This is a genomic window from Rhodococcus sp. MTM3W5.2 (assembly GCF_001984015.1).
GTDB classification, from domain to species: domain Bacteria; phylum Actinomycetota; class Actinomycetes; order Mycobacteriales; family Mycobacteriaceae; genus Rhodococcus_G; species Rhodococcus_G oryzae.
Genome location: NZ_CP019572.1, coordinates 2,913,757 through 2,931,534, shown reverse-complemented (window position 1 = coordinate 2,931,534; position 17,778 = coordinate 2,913,757). Strand labels below are relative to the sequence as shown.

The window sequence follows — 17,778 nt, the reverse complement described above, 5'->3', positions numbered from 1 at the left end:
GCGCACCCCGCTGCCCTCCCCGCCGACCCTCCTGGCGAGCTCGGCGACCGTGGGGCCGTCGAAGACGTCCCGGATGCCGAGCGCGGCGCCGGTCGCGTCGTTGATCCGGGCCACCAACTGCGCCGACACCAGCGAATTGCCACCGAGGACGAAGAATCCGTCGGCGGCACCCACACGGTCGACGCCGAGCAGGTCGGTCATCACCCCCGCCACGATCTCCTCGACCGGGTTGCGCGGCGCGACGTAGGAGCCCTCGGTGGCACCGGGGACCGGCAGGCTCCCGCGGTCGAGCTTGCCGTGCGCGGTGACCGGAAGACGGTCCAGGATCAGTACCGTCGACGGCACCATGTAGCCCGGAAGGAACTGGGCGACAGACGCCCTCACCTCGTCCGGATCGAGGACCGCACCGCCGTCGGGCACCGCGTACCCCACCAGCCGGATCCCGACGGGTCCCTCGTCCGCGACCACCACCGCGGACGCCACCCCCGACACAGCCGCGATCGCGGCCTCCACCTCTCCCAGCTCCACCCGGTAGCCGCGCACCTGCACCTGGTGGTCCCTGCGGCCGGCGTACTCGAGCGTGCCGTCCACCCGCCACCGGCCCAGATCGCCGGTGCGGTACATCCGGGTGCCTGCCCCGGAAGGGTCGGCGACGAATCGCGCCGCGGTCTCCCCGCGAGACGCGGATAACCCCGCGCCAGCTGAGGGCCGGACACGTACAGCTCGCCCACCACACCAGGCGGGACCACGTGGAGCCGCTCGTCGAGCACGCGCACCCGCAGCCCCGGCAGCGCGCTGCCGATCGACCCTCGACGACTCGCGCCCGGCGCCCCGGACAACGGGCCGTGGGTCACGTGCACGCACGTCTCGGTGATCCCGTACATGTTCACCAACTGCGGTGCCGAGTCGCCACGGCGAGAGAACCATTCGGTGAGCCGCCCCGGATCCAGCGCCTCCCCGCCGAAGATCACATACCGCAGGCGCAGCACCGCGGCGTCCCCGGCGTCGGTGCGGGTCCGCTCGGCGTCGGCCAACTGGTAGAAGGCGCTCGGGGTCTGGCACAGGACCGTGACCGCCTCGTCCTGTAACAGCTGCAGCAGCTCGTGTGGCGCGCGGGCCGTGGCGTGGTCGACCAGCACCGCCGTGCCGCCGTGGATCAGCGCACCCCACAACTCCCACACGGCGAAATCGAAGGCGTGTGAATGGAACATCGTCCACACGTCGTCGCCGTCGAATCGGAACAACTCCGCCGCATTGGCGAACAGCGTGGTCACGCTGCGGTGCGAGACCGCCACTCCCTTCGGCCGACCGGTCGACCCGGACGTGTAGATCACGTAGGCGAGCGAGTCCGGGTACAACGGCGCGGTCCGGTCGGCATCGGTCACCGGTGCCGGCGACAGCGTGCCGATCGCGGTCGCCACCCCTGGATCGCCGAGGTCGACAACCGGAATGCCGGTGCGACGCAGAGCCGAACCGCTCGCGCCGCCGTCGACCAGGACACACACCGGTGCGGCGTCGGCGAGCACGTAGGCGATGCGGTCCTCCGGATAGTCGACGTCCACGGGGACGTATGCGGCGCCGGCGGTGAGGACCGCGAGGAGAGCGACCGGTAGGTCGTCCGAACGCGTCACCGCGACCGCCACCAGTGACGCCGGCCCCACTCCGTGGCCGATCAGCAAGCGGGCCAACCGGTTCGCACGCGCCGCCAGGTCCGAATACCGGATGCGGGCGGTGCCTGCGACGACTGCGCATGCGCCAGGACTGCGTGCCGCGGCGCTCGTGAACAGCTCCGGCAGAGTGGTCGGCGGCACCGCACGCCCCGGCCGCCCCCGCGCGGCGAGTGACCTCTCCTGCTCGTCGGTGATCTCGATGTCGCCCACCACCGCGGTCGGATCGGCGGCCGCTGCGGCCAGGATCCGCACCAGGCGGTCGCAGATCCCGGCGACCGTGGTGCGGTCGAACAGGTCGGTCGCGAACCGCAGGGCCGCAGACAGTCCGGCGGCGCGACCAGAGTCGTCGAATCGTTCCCGCACTCCCAGCTGCAGGTCGAACTTGGCGACACCCGTGTCCACCTCGGCCGCCTCCGCGGACAGTCCAGGCATGGCCACCGTCGTGGGCTCGCCGTGCTGGAACTCGAGCAGCACCTGCACCAGCGGCGCGTGTATGGGTGACCGGTCCGAGGTGAACTCGTCGACCAGACGCTCGAATGGCAGATCGGCGTTGGCGAACGCTCCCAGGTCGGTCTCGCGCACCTGTGCGAGCAGGTCGGTGAAGGTGGTCTCGGGCCGGACCGTGCTGCGCAGGACGAGGGTGTTGACGAACATGCCGACCAGGTCGTCGAGTTCGGGTTCGCCGCGGCCGGCGACCGGTGTGCCCACGGCGACGTCGGGCCCGGCACCGAGCCGGGCGAGCAGAACTGCGAGCGCGGCGTGTAGGACCATGAACAGCGTGCAGCCGTGCTCGCGAGCGATCCGGACCAGGCCACGGTGGATCCCGGCCTCGACATCGAACTCGATCCTGCCGCCGGACACGGTCGTGCGCGGCGACCGGGGACGGTCGTGCGGCAGCGAGATCGTCGCAGGAAGGTCGGCCAGCCGGTCACTCCAGTAGGCGAGTTGCTGGGCGGCGAGCGACTGCGGATCGTCCTCCGCCCCGAGCAGTTCGCGCTGCCACAGGGCGTAGTCGGCGTACTGCAGCGGCAGTGGATCCCACTCGGGCGCGCGTCCGGCCGCCCGCGCGGCGTACGCCGCCGCCACGTCTCGGGCCAGCAGCTCGACGGACTGCCCGTCCGCCGATATGTGGTGCAGCACCACGGCAAGGACGTGTCGACGCGACCCGGTCCGCAGCAGCACGATCCTCAGCGGAATCTGCTCGCGGACATCGAAACCGGAGGCGGCCGTCGCCGCGACCGACTCCACCACCCGCTCCTGGTCCACGACGACGGGTGTCAGGTCCACCGCCGCGTCCGGAGCCGGCAGGATCACCTGGTAGGGCCCCGCGCATCGGCCGGGAACACCGTCCGCAGTGCCTCGTGCCTGTCGATCACGTCACCCAACGCGGTCTGCAGTGCCGCACGGTCGATCTCGCCCGTGAACGTCACGGCGAACGGGATGTTGTACGCAGGCGACGCGATGTCGAACTGGTTCACCAGCCACATCCGCTGCTGCGCAGGGGACAACGGGAGCCGGTCCGGGCGATCCCGCGCAACGAGCGCGGGCCGGTCTCGCGCCGGCCGACCGGGATCGGCGTTCTCGAGGATCCGGTCGACGTGGTGCGCCAGTCCCGAAACGGTCGGTTCCGCGAACAGGTCCCGCACGCTCAGCCGCACCGGCAGCGCCGCATTCACCCGTCCGATCACTCTCGTGGCGACCAGGGAGTCGCCGCCCAGGTCGAAGAAGCTGTCGTCGGCACCGACCCGGGCCTGCCCGAGCAGGTCCGCGAACACCGCGGCGACCGTATTCTCCGTCGGGGTGTGTGGCGCCCGGTACTCGGCGGTGGTCCCGCGCAAGCGAGGTTCAGGCAACGCATTCCTGTCCAGCTTGCCCGCCGGGGTCAGCGGCACGCGGTCGAGGACGACGATCGTCGCGGGCACCATGTGCGCGGGCAGCGACGCGGCGGCATGGGCGAGGAGCTCGGCCTCGTCGACCTGGGCGTCGGCCAGGGGCAGCACGTAGCCGACCAGCACGACGTCGCCTGAGGGACGGGTGTGCCCGGTGGTCGCCGCGAACGCGACACTCGGATGAGCCAGGAGCACACTGTCGATCTCGCCGAGCTCGATCCGGAAGCCGCGGATCTTGATCTGGAAGTCGCTGCGGCCGAGGAACTCGAGTTCGAGCGCTGCCGCGTTCGGCCTCCCGTCGCGCGTTCGAACAATCCACCGCACCAGGTCGCCGGTCCGGTACATCCGTCCGCCGCCGGCGCTGTACGGGTCCGCCACGAAGCGTTCCGCGGTCTGCCCCGGCCGGTGCCGGTAGCCGCGGGCCAGCCCGTCGCCCGTCACGTACAGCTCACCCACCGCGCCCACCGGCACCGGCCGCAGCCGCCGGTCAAGAACCAATTCGCCGCACCCGCGAGACGGTCCGCCGACCGTGACCGGGGCACCGGGCCGTAATGCGGCGCTGATCCCGGCGACCACGGTGGCCTCCGTGGGGCCGTACGCGTTGAACATCCGCCGGCCTGGTCCGCGGGAGCTCTGGGATGTCGGTGTAGCCCACTGCCGGACCAGCGCGGGCGGGCACACGTCACCACCGGTGACCACGCACTCGAGATGATCGAGCCCGGCGGGGTCGACGGACGCCAGCGCTGCGGGGGTGACGAACGCGTGCGTGACCCGCTCACGGCGTAGGACGCCCGCCAGTTCCACGCCTCCGTACACGTCCGGCGGGGCCACGACCATCGTCGCGCCGGACCCCACCGCCATCAGCAGTTCGAGCACGGACGCGTCGAAGCTGGGCGAGGAGAAGGACAGGGTGCGGGAGTCCGCGGTGATCGCGAACCGTTCGCGTTCCTCCGCAGCGAGGTTCGCCAGCCCGCGATGGGTCACCAACACTCCCTTGGGCAGGCCCGTCGATCCGGAGGTGTAGATCAGGTAGGCCGCGTCGTCGAGGTGGACCGGACGGGTCGCCGCGGCGACGGAGGCCATGGGGCCGGGGGCCTCGATCGGGTCGTCGAGGACCAACCACGTGATGGCCTCGGGCAGCTGGCCGCTGTGCGCCCGGACGGTCAGGCCGAGCGCGGCGCCGGAGTCGGAGAGCATGTGCTCGATCCGGTCCACTGGGTAGTTCGGGTCGACGGGCAGGAACGCGGCCCCGATGCGTGCCACCGCCCAGACCGCGGTCACCGACTCGACTGACCGCGTGATCGCCAGGGCCACAACGGAATCCGGACCGAGACCGTGATCGAGCAGACGCCTCGACAGCCTGTCGGCGAGTTCGTCGAGTTCACGGTAGGAAAGCCTGCGCCCATCGGCGACGATCGCCTCGTGGTCCGGATCGGCGGCCACCGCGTCGGCGAGGATCCGGGCAAGTGTCCGCGGGGCGACGTCGGGCGGACCCGCTACCGGGGTCAGCCCCTCGGTCTCCGCGGCGGTCAGGATGGGCACGTCCCCCACCGGCCGGTCGGGATCCGCGGTGACTCCTGCGAGCAGCCGCTCGAACCGATCGATGAGGGCGGTGACGGTGTGCTCGTCCAGGGCGGTGTTGTCGTAGGTCAGTCGCGCGTCGATACCGGCGGGCGTGCCGTGTGCGGTGAAGTGCTCGGCGAGTTCGACAGTGAGCTCGGTGGTCTCCTGCGCGGTCGCCGCGGTGTCGGCGGTGTGGACGTCGAGCGTCACGCGCGGACGGGGGCCGCCGAGCGTCTCGATGACCCGTTCGAACGGGGTCTCCGGGTGGGCGAAGGCGCGGCGCTCGCACTCGCCGGTCTCGCGCGCGAGGTCGGGGAAGCGTGCCGACGGGTCGATCGGAGTGCGCAGGGCCACGGTGTTGGGGACGGCAGTGGGTGCGCCCCGATCCGGGTTCGCCCCCGGCGACAGGTCGGGCCAGCTCGGCACCGGAGCGGCGATGACGATGTCGTCGGTGTCGGTGAGCCTGCTCAGGACCGCGGCCAGTGCGGTGTGCAGCATCGTCAACGGCCCGATGCCGAGGCCGTGGGCGAGCTCTGCGGCCGCGGCGTGCAGGTCGCGGTCGAGCGTGCGCGTGACCGAGCCCCGTCCGGTCCCGACTGGCGGCGCCGGGCCGGCGCGCGGCAACACCGCGGACTCCGGCTGCCCGGCCAGCTCCTGCTTCCAGAATGCCAGCTCGGAACTCTCGCGCAGCATGCGCGCCCCGATCCGGGCCGACTCGGCATGGAGGTCCGCCAGCACGGTGGTCGGCTCGGCGGCGAGCAGGGCCTCCACGAGTCCGATGAAGCGCCGGTGGTGGGTGCGCAACTCCTCCTCGCCATATCGGTTGGGATTGCCCCGGAAGTCGACGAGCGCCCGGGCAGGCGTGCCGCTCTGGTAGATGTTGACCAGCAGGTCCTGCACGGGTCCGGAGGTCACGATGTGGTATTCGCCGACGATCGGCCCGAGGGTGATCTCCTGGCGGAAGAGCATCACGTTGACCATCGGCCCTGACAGTTCCTGCCGCACACCGGTCAGCCCGGCGTCGCGCCGGATGTCCTCGAGACTGCACCGCTGGTGGCGCAGAGCGCCCATGAGTTCCAGCTGTACCCGCCGGACGAGGTCGGCGACGGTGTCGTCGGGGTCGACCGTGATCCGGAGCGGCGCGACGTTGACGAGCATGCCACCGGAATGCTGCAGCGGTGCGGTTGTGCGTGCGGACACCGGCACGTTCACCAGGACGTCGCGGCTCCCCGTCATCCTCGACAGGTAGCAGGCGAACGCCGCGATGAGCTGCGCCGCGGGCGTCGCGCCGATCCGGGTGTCGGACGAGTTCAGCCGGTCGAGCGCAGCGTCGGTCAACTGGGCGCTCTCCAGCCGGCAACGGGCCGCGGCCGGCCCGTCCCGGTGCGCGAGCGTGGAGCCGGCCTCGATCCCCCGCACGTGCTCGGCCCAGTAATCGCGGTCGGCCTCGAACCGGCTCGACGAGCGGTACTTCTGATCCAGCTCATAGAGCGTGCGCAGGTCGAGAGCCCGGCTCGGATCCGGATCGACGCCTTTGGACGCGGCGGTGTAGAGGGCCGCGATGCGGTTCACCATGGTCATGCCGCTGTAGCCGTCGAGCGCGACGTGATGGATTCGCGCGTACCACAGGTAGTCCCTGTCGGCGACCTGGAGAATGGTCATCTCCACCAGCCGGTCCCGGGTCAGTTGGATCGGGGTGACGTAGTCATCGTCGATCCACGCATGCGCCGCGCCGAGCGGGTCCTTCTCCTGCCGGAAGTCGAACGACGCGATCGAGGTGTCGATCGAGTGGTCGACCATCTGGCGCGGTTCCCCGCCGGTGTCCACCAGGCGAAGGAACGGCGACTGGAACTCACGGGCCGCGGTCACCGCCGCCGAACGCAACAGTTCGAGATCGATGTCGCCGTGCAGTTCCACGTACTGCGCAATGAAGATCGGCGCCGTCGGGTTCAGTTGCTGACCGAACCACACACTCCGCTGGACCGCTGACAGCGGGAACGCATCAGACGAACCGTCCGGTCTGCGATCGGCGGTCTGCGGCCACTCGACGCCTTGATCTAGATCCGATGATGAATCTTTCATTATCAACCTCATGTAGAGGGCAGCATCGCTTCGCGATCGGCGTGTCGCCAACTTTCTGTTCAGACTAACGGCATGTGACGGTTGTCGTCTGCAGCGCTCGGGCCGGTCGGTGCCTCCCGTCCGGCCAGCAGCAGTTCGGCGATCTCCTCGCGGTGATCGGTAACAGGAGCCAGCCCGCCATGCGGACACGCTGGGTACTACGAAGCGCTCGGGCGCAGATTCCTTCCAACGCAGGCGCGTAGCTCCTTCGTCGCGAGGCCAGGTGAGTTCACCCCTGAGGGCGAATTCGACGGCGCCGGTAGCGATCTCGGCCTTGGCGGGCCCGGATCCCGTCCCCGTGTGGCGTCCGGTCTCGCTCGTTGCGGCAATCCGTCGTGACAGTCTGCGGCGGCGCCCTCACCTCCGGCTACGCCACCGTATTGCGTCACTGTGACAAAAGGCTGGTCTCTCCTACTCGCGATTCCGACGCGCAGCCGCGGCGATCTCGCGGTATTCGTCGCGATGGGACAGCAGGTGCGAGTCGAGCCGCGCGTAGTCCTCGAGTCCCGGGATGGTGCACCCGCTCTCGTGGGGGTACCCGTTTCGGGCGAGCCAGGAATTGACCTCCGCCCACGCCCAGGTCTCCCCCGGTACCAGGGTGACGGGCAGCGGGAACGGATCGTGTTGGTGCCGTTGCCTTGTCACCCAGAGCGCGACGGCCTGCCTGGTGCAGCGGGCGCGCTCGGCGATCATCCGGCGATTGACGAGGTCGGGCTGCGTTCGTTCCGCGGCGACACCGCGCTCGGCAAGGGCTTCGGCGAGATTCATGCCGGCGACGGCGCGCCGGTATGCGGCGCCGATCACGGTGACGACATTGAGGTGGCCGTGAACGGTCACCGTGGCCCCGAGGTCATCGCGGATCCGATTCTCCACGGAGGCCGGCAACAGGGGCGTGATGAACGAGTATCGATAGCTGTTCTCCTCGTGGTCCACCCGGCGAGCGTAACCGCTGGCACCGTGCGTTGTTGACATTCGTCAACAACGTCGCTGAGGCGTCGCGGCCGTCTCGTCCGCGCACCGGTCAAGGACTACCTGCACAACCGGATCATGGTTACCAAGACCGCGAACATCGCCGGGATCGCCCTCACCATGGGCACCGAGCCGGACGTCCCGCCCCAGAAATCGAACCGACACCGCGCGCGTCCCAGCGGTCGCGCGCGGTGTCGGCGAGGGTTGCCGGTCAGGCGCCGACGTAGGCCGCGAGGTGCTCTCCGGTGAGGGTGGAGTGCGCGGCGACGAGGTCGGCGGGGGTGCCCTCGAAGACGATCCGGCCGCCGTCGTGGCCCGCACCGGGGCCGAGGTCGATGATCCAGTCGGCGTGCGCCATCACCGCCTGGTGGTGCTCGATCACGATCACCGACTTGCCGGAGTCGACGAGGCGGTCCAGCAGCCCGAGCAGGTTCTCGACGTCGGCGAGATGCAGACCGGTCGTCGGCTCGTCGAGGATGTAGACGTCACCCTTCTCGGCCATGGCGGTGGCCAGCTTGAGCCGCTGCCGCTCGCCGCCGGACAGCGTGGTGAGCGGCTGGCCGAGGCTGAGGTAACCGAGCCCGACGTCGGCGAGCCGTTGCAGGATCTTGTGCGCGGCCGCAATCTTGGCCTCGCCGCCGCCGAAGAACTCCTCCGCCTCGGCCACCGGCATCGCGAGCACTTCGGCGATGTTCCGGCCGCCAAGCGTGTACTCGAGCACCGACGCCTGGAACCGCTTCCCCTCGCACTCCTCGCAGGGCGACTCGACGGTGGCCATGACCCCCAGGTCGGTGTAGATGACGCCCGCGCCATTGCAGGTGGGGCAGGCGCCCTCGGAATTGGAGCTGAAGAGCGCCGGCTTCACGCCGTTGGCCTTCGCGAACGCCTTGCGGATCGGATCGAGCAGCCCGGTGTAGGTCGCCGGGTTGCTCCGCCGGGAGCCCTTGATCGCGCCCTGGTCGATCGAGACCACGCCGTCCCGTCCGGAGACGGAGCCGTTGATCAGTGAGCTCTTGCCGGAACCCGCGACGCCGGTGACCACGCAGAGCAGCCCGAGCGGGATGTCGACGTCCACACCCTGCAGGTTGTGTGACGTCGCGCCGCGGATCTCGAGCGCACCGGACGAGGAACGTACCGATTCCTTGACCGCCGCCCGGTCGTCGAGGTGGCGACCGGTCGTGGTGTCACTCCCCCGTAGCCCCTCCACGGAGCCCTCGAAGCAGACGGTGCCGCCTGCCGTGCCTGCGCCGGGGCCGAGGTCGACGACGTGATCGGCGATCACGATGGTCTCCGGCTTGTGCTCCACGACGAGCACCGTGTTGCCCTTGTCGCGCAGCTGCAGCAGCAGGGCGTTCATCCGCTGGATGTCGTGCGGGTGCAGGCCGATGGTCGGCTCGTCGAACACGTAGGTGACGTCGGTGAGTGACGAGCCGAGGTGGCGGATCATCTTGGTGCGCTGTGCCTCGCCGCCCGACAGCGTGCCTGCCGGTCGGTCCAGCGAGAGATACCCGAGCCCGATATCCGCGAACGAGTCGAGCAGGTGCCGCAGCGCCGTCAGCAGCGGCGCCACCGACGGTTCGTCGAGACCACGGACCCAGTCGGCCAGGTCGCTGATCTGCATCGAGCAGGCGTCGGCGATGTTGATGCCCTCGATCTTCGAGGACCGCGCCCCCTCGCTGAGCCGGGTGCCGTCGCAGTCGGGGCAGGTCTGAAAGGTGATCGCGCGGTCGACGAACGCCCGGATGTGCGGCTGCATCGCCTCGCGGTCCTTGGACAGGAACGATTTCTGGATCTTCGGGATCAGGCCCTCGAAGGTCACATTGACGCCGTCGACCTTGATCTTGGTCGGCTCCTTGTACAGCAGGTCGTTCACCTGCTTCTTCGTGAACTTCGAGATCGGCTTGTCAGGGTCGAAGAAGCCGCAGCCACGGTAGATGCGGCCGTACCAGCCGTCCATGCTGTAGCCGGGGATCGTCAGCGCACCCTCGTTCAGCGACTTGCTGTCGTCGTACAGCGCGGTCAGGTCGAAATCGGAGACATTGCCCCGGCCCTCGCAGCGCAGACACATGCCGCCGGTGATGCTGAAGCTGCGACGCTCCTTCACCTCCCGTCCGCCCTTCTCCATGGTGACCGCGCCCGCGCCGCTGACGGAGGCGACGTTGAAGGAGAACGCCTGGGGTGAGCCGATGTGCGGCTGCCCGAGTCGGCTGAAGAGGATGCGAAGCATCGCGTTGGCATCGGTGGCGGTGCCGACCGTGGACCGGGGGTTCGACCCCATCCGTTCCTGGTCGACGATGATCGCGGTCGTGAGCCCTTCCAGGACGTCGACCTCCGGTCGCGCCAGGGTCGGCATGAAGCCCTGCACGAAGGAGCTGTAGGTCTCGTTGATCATCCGCTGCGACTCCGCGGCGATCGTGCTGAACACCAGCGAACTCTTGCCCGAGCCGGAGACACCGGTGAACACCGTCAGCCGCCGCTTCGGGAGCTCCACGCTGATGTCCTTGAGGTTGTTCTCCCGCGCGCCGGTCACGCGGATCAGATCGTGGCTGTCGGCCCGGTGCAGATCCGACTGCTCGTCCGTCCTCGTGGCCATGCTCATCGTGTCTCCCTCTGTCGCGTCCGGCTCTGTCGCGTTCGGCTTTCCTGTCTACCCGACACCACCGTCATCCGGCAGCTGCCTCCCACACGAATCCGTCCGGGTCGGTGAACTGTCCGGCGTTCGAGCGGATCGTGATCCCGTGCGACCCCGTGCCCTCCGCGGACACGCCCGCGTTCTTCGCCAACGCCCGGCGCCCGTTCAGCGCCAACGTGACACCGCTGGACGAGCCCGCGAACTGAACGTACTTGCGACCGAAGCTCTTCTCCACCGCCAGTCCGCGATCGACGTAGAACTGCTTGGTTGCCTTGACGTCCTCCACTCCGAGCAGCAGCACGAGTTCGTCGAACTCGCGGGTCGCCGGCCCGGTGTTCTTCTTCGACGAGCTGGCGATCGTCCAGATCGCGCCGTCCGGTGCCTGCACCGCAGCGCCGTACCCCCACAGGCTCTTGCTGGGCGGCTTCAGTTGCGTCGCGCCCCCGCCGAGCGCGGCGGCGACGTACGCGTCGACGTTGTTCGGCTGGGAGACCACGAGGGAGAGTGTGTAACCGCGAAACCCGGTGGACGGAGTCTGCGAGGCGCGAACACCGATCCGGGAACCGACCCGAGAGCGGTGTAGAACGCCTCCGCGGCCGCGGTGTCGGGGACGTCGAGGGTCACCGACGAGACGGTGACCTGTTGCGTGGTTGTCATCTCAGTTCACCTCGTTGATTCGGAGAAGGTTCCCTGCGGGGTCCCGCACGGCGCAGTCGCGGATCCCGTACGGCTGATCGATCGGCTCCTGGACGATGTCCGCGCCGCTGCTCACCAGCTTGGCGAAGGTGTCGTCCAGGTCGGGGGTGGCCAGGGTGAGGATCGCGTAGGTCCCCTTGGCCATCATCTCGGTGATCATGCGACGCTCGTCGTCGGTCACGCCGGGGTCGGCGGCAGGCGGGTGCAGGACGAGGGAGGTGTCGGGCTGGTCCGGGTGGCCGACGGTGATCCAGTACATCCCGTTGTAGCCGACCTCCTTGCGGACCTCGAAGCCGAGGGTGTCGCGGTAGAAGGTCAGGGCGGCATCGCGGTCGTTGTGTGGGAGGAAGGCCGAGTGAATTCTGATGTCCATGGCAGTCACGCTAATTGGGGTGACACCGCCTGCGCTTCTCGATTCCTGATCGGTCTTGTCACCTGCTTCGCGACACAGGACGGCATCTCCCCCTCGGGGCGCGTCTGGTCCCGGTAGGCGCTCGGCGGCATACCGACCAATTCGGTGAATCGTGTGCTGAAGGTCCCCAGCGACGAGCAGCCCACCGCGAAGCAGACCTCGGTGACGCTGAGGTCGCCGACACGCAGCATCGCCATCGCGCGCTCGATGCGCCGCGTCATCAGATAGGAATACGGCGACTCGCCGTACGCGAGCCGAAACTGGCGGCTGAGATGCCCGGCCGACATGTGCGCGTCGCGGGCGAGCGCCTCGACGTTCAGAGGCTGCGCGTACTCCCGGTCCATCCGGTCGCGGACCCCGCGTAGTCGGGCGAGGTCACGAAGACGCTGTGGCTCGGCGGGTCTGCTGGTCACCTCACGATGGTGGCACGTCGCGTCGGAGTTGCCTAGCACCGCAGGCGTCCCACCCCACTCGCGTCCGGCACCCGGGAGGAAGGTGGCTCAGGCGACGGTGTCGAGGCGGAGCGGGCCGACCGCACCGTGATCGAGCTGCACAGTGACAGTGTCCGCGCCGACCTGTCGCCAGGCTGCCCGCAGCTCGTACTCGTCGGCCGTGATGTCTCCGGCCAGGTACCGAGCCAGATCCGCGACCTCCTCGCGGCTCACGTTCTCGGCGTGATCGTCTGCCAGCGTTTGCGACAGCACCCACCGGTCCGCTTCGCTCAACGGCTCCCACAACTCGGGCCAACGCCGCGCGTATGCGCATGGGCTCCACATCATCGCGACCTCCCTACCTCGGTCGTACGCGTCCAGGTGGTCCAGCCTCGGTGCCGCAGGAGCCACTCCAGGAGGTCGTTGTGCGTGTGGTGGTGTCGGGGTGGTGGTTCGTGTGTCGGTGCCTTCTTCGGACGGCAATCGCAGGCGATCGAGCCGACCACGCCGCGGAGGGGGAATCTTGCGCCCCGGATCGCCGGGTGCAGCAGCACGCGCACCCGTTGGCCCGTCCGAACCAGGACCTCGCCCTCGATCGAGGCGTAGATCCGCCCGCCGGTGTCGAGATCGACGATTGCGATCGTGGTCGGCATCGGTTCCGCGTACGTCTCGTCCTGCGCTGGTTCGATCACCATCCACGACACGATCGAACCCGATCCCGACGACGGAGCTCGGGTGGGCGCGGCTTCCTCGGATACCTCACCACTCCCGGCACGGGCGTCTCGCCGGCCGATCTCGTCGACCCGACACGTCACGCGCGGGTGCAGCAGTTGGTGTTGGTACATCGCGGAAACCTCACCTTCGTAAATCTTCGCCCCGTGTACGACACAGTGCCCGCAGGCGCGGGTACCCGACAACGGTCGGACTACCTGGGTACATGCCTGCATTGCCTGTGATGCGCATCACAGGTGCCGGTCCGGGTGTGCCACGCAGGGCACCCGAGGGCCGTGTGGGTCGAGGTGTCAGGCGACGAACGAGGTAACGGTCTCCGCGTACTCGACCTGGGGATTCCCTGTCGGCAGCTCGGGGAACCGGGCCGGCAGGTCGCTCACGTGCGCGAGATGACCTCGGCCAGGTCGTCAGGGATGGGCATGGGTGTCGTGAGTCCCGCGGATGCGCGCCCGGTGTTCCCCTCCGGGTAGCGCCCGGCCAGTGAGCCAGGGGCGGCCACGATGATCCGGATGACCTGGCCGAGCGCCTCTCCCCTGTCCCGCTGGGTCAGCGCGAGTGCGAGCATCGCGACATGGTTGCGGGTGTGCAACCAGGGGTAGGGCTGCGAAATGATGTGTGCGCGCTCGAGGTGCCGCCACCGTTCCTGCACGGTCGGCGCGGTCCGGCCCGCGGTCATCTCGTGGTCGTACAGCGCTCGGGCGGGCGGGGTGATGGCGCGCATCGGGGTCTCCTGGTCTCTCGGTGGTCAGTCGCAGCAGTCGCAGTCGGGATCGCCCGGGTCGTCGCTCGGACGTCCGGCCGTCGGGGTCGGGCAGCAGGGATCGCCCCGCCAGGCGTTGATTCCCTCCCTCACCGCGATGACGGCGATGGCGAGGGCCGCGATCGGGTCGGCCCAGGACCACCCGAACAGGCTGTTGAGGGCGAGTCCGACCAACAGCACCGCCGACAGATAGGTGCACAACAGGGTCTGCTTCGAGTCCGCCACCGCGGAGAGCGACCCGAGCTCGCGTCCGGCTCGCCGCTGCGCCCAGGACAGGACCGGCATGACGGCCAGGCTGACGGCGGCGAGCGCGATGCCCACGGTCGAGTGGCGGGCCTCGCCGAGACCGAACAGGGACCGGAGCGCGTCGATGCTGACGTAGAGGGCCAGGGCGAAGAAGGAGAAGGCGATGATCCGGAGCGCGACCTTCTCGCGGGCCGCGGGATCGCGGCCGGCGAACTGCCATGCCACCGCCGCCGCGGAGGACACCTCGATCACCGAGTCGAGGCCGAACCCGATCAACGCCGCCGACGAGACCCGGGTTCCCTCGGCCAGTGCGATCGCCGCCTCGATGACGTTGTAGCTGATCGTGGCGCCGACGAACAGCCGGATCCGGCGTGAGAGGACCTGCTTACGCGCCTCGTCGGGTGCGGCCGCCCCTGGCCGCGGACGCGCTGCGGGCAATCCGAGGTTCGGCGCCATTCAGCAGCACTCCTCGGTCGCGGCATCGGGGCAGTACGACGGATCGACCGCGAGGACGAGGCCGATCAGGTCCTCGAGCGCCCTGGCGATCCGCGGATCCGCCAGTTCGTACCGGCTACGGCGGCCCTCCGGCACCGCGATCACGAGGCCGCACCCGCGCAGGCACGCGAGATGGTTGGACAGGATCTGTCGCGAGACACCGATCTTGTCGGCGAGATCGGACGGGTATCCGGGCCCGTTGCGCAGGCTCAAGAGGATCTGCGACCGCGTCGAGTCCGACAGCGCGTATCCGAACCGCGATAGCGCGTCGCTGTTGACCAGGGTGTCCATACGGCGATAATACAGCTCAATCTGTATTCATGGCAGTCTGTATCGAATGCGCCGACCGTGTGCGATGAGGAGGGGGTGAACACTTAAGTTCGGTATGTCAAACTTTGTAATGTGATCAAGCGAAATTTTGCGCGCGCAACGCCCGTCGCCCCGATCGAGGGCGGCTCGGCGAGTGCGCCGTCGCGGCGTCAGCTGCTGATCGGAGGGGCGCTGGCGGGTTCGGCGGGGCTGCTGCTTGGCGCGGGCAAGCAGTCGGAGGCGTCGGCGTCGCCGCACCCCGGTGGCCACGGATCCGGGGCCGCCGAGGGGCAGGCACACGGCACGGCGGCCGCAGGCCACGGCGGCGGGGAGAGTGGGGCCACGTTCCGTCTCGGCCAACAGGTAGACCACGAAGCGAACGGGTTCAACCCGACCGCGATGCTGCGCGATTTCGACTACGGCACGACCTCGGTGTTGCCGGACGGGCGCACGCTGCGCGAGTGGGAGATCTTCGCCAGCGACGAGGAGATCGAGATCGCGCCGGGTGTGCACTTCCCGGCGTGGACCTTCAACTCCCGGGTGCCGGGCCCGGCGCTGAGGTGCCGGGAGGGTGAGCGGCTCCGGGTCCGCTTCACCAACGGGTCCGAGCACCCGCACACGATGCACTTCCACGGCATCCACCCTGCTGAGATGGACGGGATCCCCGGGGTCGGCCGGGGAATCATCGAGCCCGGGTCGTCCTTCACCTACGAGTTCGACGCCACGCCGTTCGGGGTGCACCTCTACCACTGCCACGTCAGCCCGCTGGCCGAACACATCGCCCGCGGCATGTACGGCACCTTCATCATCGATCCCGCGCAGGGACGTCCGCCCGCCGACGAGATGGTGATGGTCATGCACGGCTACAACACCACCTTCGACGGCGAGGGCAACCAGCTCTACGCCGTCAACGGCATCCCGTTCCACTACATGCACGAGCCGGTGCAGGTGAAGCGCGGTGAACTGGTGCGCATCTACCTGGTCAACATCCTCGAGTACGACCCGATCAACAGCTTCCACGTGCACGGCAACTTCTTCGACTACTTCCCCACCGGGACGCGGCTCGAGCCGGCCGAGTTCACGGACACGATCATCCAGGGGCAGGGCCAGCGCGGGATCTGCGAGATGCGCTTCCCGCATCCGGGTCAGTACATGTTCCACGCCCACAAGACCGAGTTCGCCGATCTGGGCTGGATGGGATTCTTCGAGGTGACCGAGTGACGAATACATCACCACGCCCGGGGCCGGATGAGACCGGCGCCGACCGTACGGAGCTGACCCGGTCGGGTGCGTGGATCCGCGGCGCGGGCGTCGTCGCGATCATCGCGGTGGCCCTTGCGGCGCTGGCCCTGCTCGCCGGGCAGAGCCTGCCGGACCGCGCCGGACCCCCGATCGAGGACATCGCGATCGAAAGAACCGTCCTCGAACCCGGGCAGATCGTCCTGACGCTGCGCAATGTCGGGCCCGACCCGGTGACCATCGCGCAGGCGTTCGTCAACGATGCCTACGTCAATCTCGAGGGGGCCGAGGAGCCGATCGGACGGCTGCAGTCCGAGACGGTCACCTTCGACTACCCGTGGATCACCGGTCAGCCCTATCTGGTCTCGATGCTGACCAACACCGGGCTTGTCATCGAGCACGAGATCCCCGCCGCGGTACCCACCCCGGAACCCGGGGCGGCGTTCTTCGGCACGATGGCGCTGCTGGGCATCTATGTGGGCGTCATCCCGGTATTGCTGGGCATGCTGTTGCTGCCGGTGCTGCGTCGGGCCGGAGCCCGCGCGGTCCGGTTCGTGCTCGCTCTCACTGTCGGCCTGCTCGCCTTCCTCGCCTTCGACGGAGCGGGCGAGGGGTTCGAGCTGGCGGCGGCTTCCGGCGGGGCATTCGGTGGCGTCACCCTCGTCGTCCTCGGCGCGGCGGTCGCCTTCCTCGCACTGATGGGCATCGACCGGTACCTGCGCGCCCGGCAGACGGGATCGGAAGCGTCCGGGCTGCGACTGTCCGCCATGATCGCGGCAGGTATCGGGCTGCACAATCTCGGCGAGGGCCTGGCCATCGGATCCGCCTACGCCGTCGGTGAGCTCGCCCTCGGGGCCTTCCTGGTGATCGGGTTCACCCTGCACAACACCACCGAGGGCCTGGCAATCGTCGCCCCGCTGACCGGACGGCGCACTCCCCTGTTCATTCTGCTGGGACTCGGGTTACTTGCCGGGGCGTCCGCCATCCTCGGCGCCGTCCTCGGCGCGAGCGTGAGCAACGCCGAGGTCTCCGCGTTGCTGCTCGGTGTCGGTGTCGGCGCGATCATCCAGGTGATCGTCCAGATCGCGCCGTCCCTGCGCGGCCGCGATCGCACGTCCGTGGACCCGGTGGTCCTGGCCGGGATCGGGGTTGGAATCATGCTGATGTACCTGACCGGATTGGTGGTTCCCGCATGACCGACGTCAACCAGACGGGGGCGATGCCCCGCCGAGCCTTCCTGGCCGCCACCTGCGCGACAGGCTGCCTGGCCGTCGCGGGCTGCAGCACCGGCGTGGCGGCCGTCGGAAAGGACCGGAGTACCGAACCCGCGCGGATCGCGGCGTCGGAGGTCCCGGTCGGTGGCGGGATCGTCCTGGCCGAGCACCAGTTGGTCCTGACCCAGCCCGAGCCGGGCGTCTTCCGGGCGTTCGCGGCGGTGTGCACGCACCAGGGCTGCCTCGTGTCCGAGGTGAGCGACGGCACCATCAACTGCGCCTGCCACGGCAGCCGCTTCTCGATCACCGACGGCTCGGTGGTCCGCACTCCGGCCCGGGAGGCCCTCGCCGGCTACGTGGTCACCAGCGCAGGTGACATGCTCACCGTCGAGTGAGCGGC

At 69.3% G+C, this 17,778-nt stretch carries 14 protein-coding genes and 2 pseudogenes; 3 read left to right on the top strand and 13 right to left on the bottom strand.

Translation table 11 applies throughout. From position 1 onward, the window contains the following. Window positions 1–84 precede the first annotated feature (84 nt). The 13 genes and pseudogenes from BTZ20_RS29830 to BTZ20_RS13345 all read right to left on the bottom strand — a co-directional run. Window positions 85–468: pseudogene (locus BTZ20_RS29830) on the bottom strand (AMP-binding enzyme); the annotation flags it as partial. Continuing rightward, window positions 381–2,957 carry a non-ribosomal peptide synthetase gene (locus BTZ20_RS29455; RefSeq protein ID WP_317616036.1) on the bottom strand — a complete coding sequence of 859 codons (2,577 nt, stop codon included), beginning with the start codon at window positions 2,955–2,957 and terminating at the stop codon, window positions 381–383. The pseudogene BTZ20_RS29830 and the gene BTZ20_RS29455, both read right to left, overlap by 88 nt. 23 nt (window positions 2,958–2,980) lie before the next feature. Continuing rightward, on the bottom strand, window positions 2,981–7,204 hold the full coding sequence (locus BTZ20_RS29450) for a non-ribosomal peptide synthetase (protein WP_189636467.1): 4,224 nt from the start codon (window positions 7,202–7,204) through the stop codon (window positions 2,981–2,983). A 450-nt stretch (window positions 7,205–7,654) separates the two neighbouring features. Beyond that, window positions 7,655–8,176 (bottom strand): hypothetical protein, encoded by a 522-nt coding sequence (locus tag BTZ20_RS13390; RefSeq protein ID WP_077041710.1) that lies wholly within the window; start codon window positions 8,174–8,176, stop codon window positions 7,655–7,657. A gap of 247 nt (window positions 8,177–8,423) precedes the next feature. After that, on the bottom strand, window positions 8,424–10,811 hold the full coding sequence (locus BTZ20_RS13385) for an ATP-binding cassette domain-containing protein (protein ID WP_077041709.1): 2,388 nt from the start codon (window positions 10,809–10,811) through the stop codon (window positions 8,424–8,426). A gap of 64 nt (window positions 10,812–10,875) precedes the next feature. Next, a pseudogene (locus BTZ20_RS13380) lies at window positions 10,876–11,501 on the bottom strand (glyoxalase). 1 nt (window position 11,502) lies between these two features. Beyond that, window positions 11,503–11,913 carry a VOC family protein gene (locus BTZ20_RS13375; protein ID WP_077043691.1) on the bottom strand — a complete coding sequence of 137 codons (411 nt, stop codon included), beginning with the start codon at window positions 11,911–11,913 and terminating at the stop codon, window positions 11,503–11,505. Between the two features lie 5 nt (window positions 11,914–11,918). Further along, entirely contained in the window at window positions 11,919–12,365 is a 447-nt protein-coding gene (locus BTZ20_RS13370) for a helix-turn-helix transcriptional regulator (protein WP_077041708.1), read from the bottom strand. A gap of 87 nt (window positions 12,366–12,452) precedes the next feature. Further along, on the bottom strand, window positions 12,453–12,677 hold the full coding sequence (locus BTZ20_RS13365; protein WP_077041707.1) for a hypothetical protein: 225 nt from the start codon (window positions 12,675–12,677) through the stop codon (window positions 12,453–12,455). Between the two features lie 50 nt (window positions 12,678–12,727). Beyond that, entirely contained in the window at window positions 12,728–13,228 is a 501-nt protein-coding gene (locus tag BTZ20_RS13360) for an OB-fold domain-containing protein (RefSeq protein ID WP_077041706.1), read from the bottom strand. Between the two features lie 263 nt (window positions 13,229–13,491). After that, entirely contained in the window at window positions 13,492–13,836 is a 345-nt protein-coding gene (locus tag BTZ20_RS13355; RefSeq protein WP_077041705.1) for a DUF3703 domain-containing protein, read from the bottom strand. Window positions 13,837–13,860: 24 nt separating this feature from the next. Then, window positions 13,861–14,577 (bottom strand): cation transporter, encoded by a 717-nt coding sequence (locus tag BTZ20_RS13350; RefSeq protein ID WP_077041704.1) that lies wholly within the window; start codon window positions 14,575–14,577, stop codon window positions 13,861–13,863. Then, window positions 14,578–14,907 (bottom strand): ArsR/SmtB family transcription factor, encoded by a 330-nt coding sequence (locus BTZ20_RS13345; RefSeq protein ID WP_077041703.1) that lies wholly within the window; start codon window positions 14,905–14,907, stop codon window positions 14,578–14,580. A gap of 114 nt (window positions 14,908–15,021) precedes the next feature. Between BTZ20_RS13345 and BTZ20_RS13340 the strand changes: the two genes are divergently transcribed. The 3 genes from BTZ20_RS13340 to BTZ20_RS13330 are packed head-to-tail and all read left to right on the top strand — an operon-like array spanning window position 15,022 to window position 17,773. Continuing rightward, window positions 15,022–16,146 (top strand): multicopper oxidase domain-containing protein, encoded by a 1,125-nt coding sequence (locus tag BTZ20_RS13340; RefSeq protein ID WP_223263793.1) that lies wholly within the window; start codon window positions 15,022–15,024, stop codon window positions 16,144–16,146. Beyond that, window positions 16,143–17,360: a ZIP family metal transporter gene (locus tag BTZ20_RS13335; RefSeq protein ID WP_083742661.1), complete on the top strand. Its 1,218-nt coding sequence runs from the start codon at window positions 16,143–16,145 to the stop codon at window positions 17,358–17,360. Before BTZ20_RS13340 ends, BTZ20_RS13335 begins: the two co-directional genes overlap by 4 nt. Then, the gene (locus BTZ20_RS13330) at window positions 17,357–17,773 is read left to right on the top strand and encodes a Rieske (2Fe-2S) protein (RefSeq protein WP_077041702.1); all 417 of its coding nucleotides are present in this window, start codon (window positions 17,357–17,359) and stop codon (window positions 17,771–17,773) included. The genes BTZ20_RS13335 and BTZ20_RS13330 overlap by 4 nt, the downstream gene beginning before the upstream one ends. Window positions 17,774–17,778: the final 5 nt, after the last annotated feature.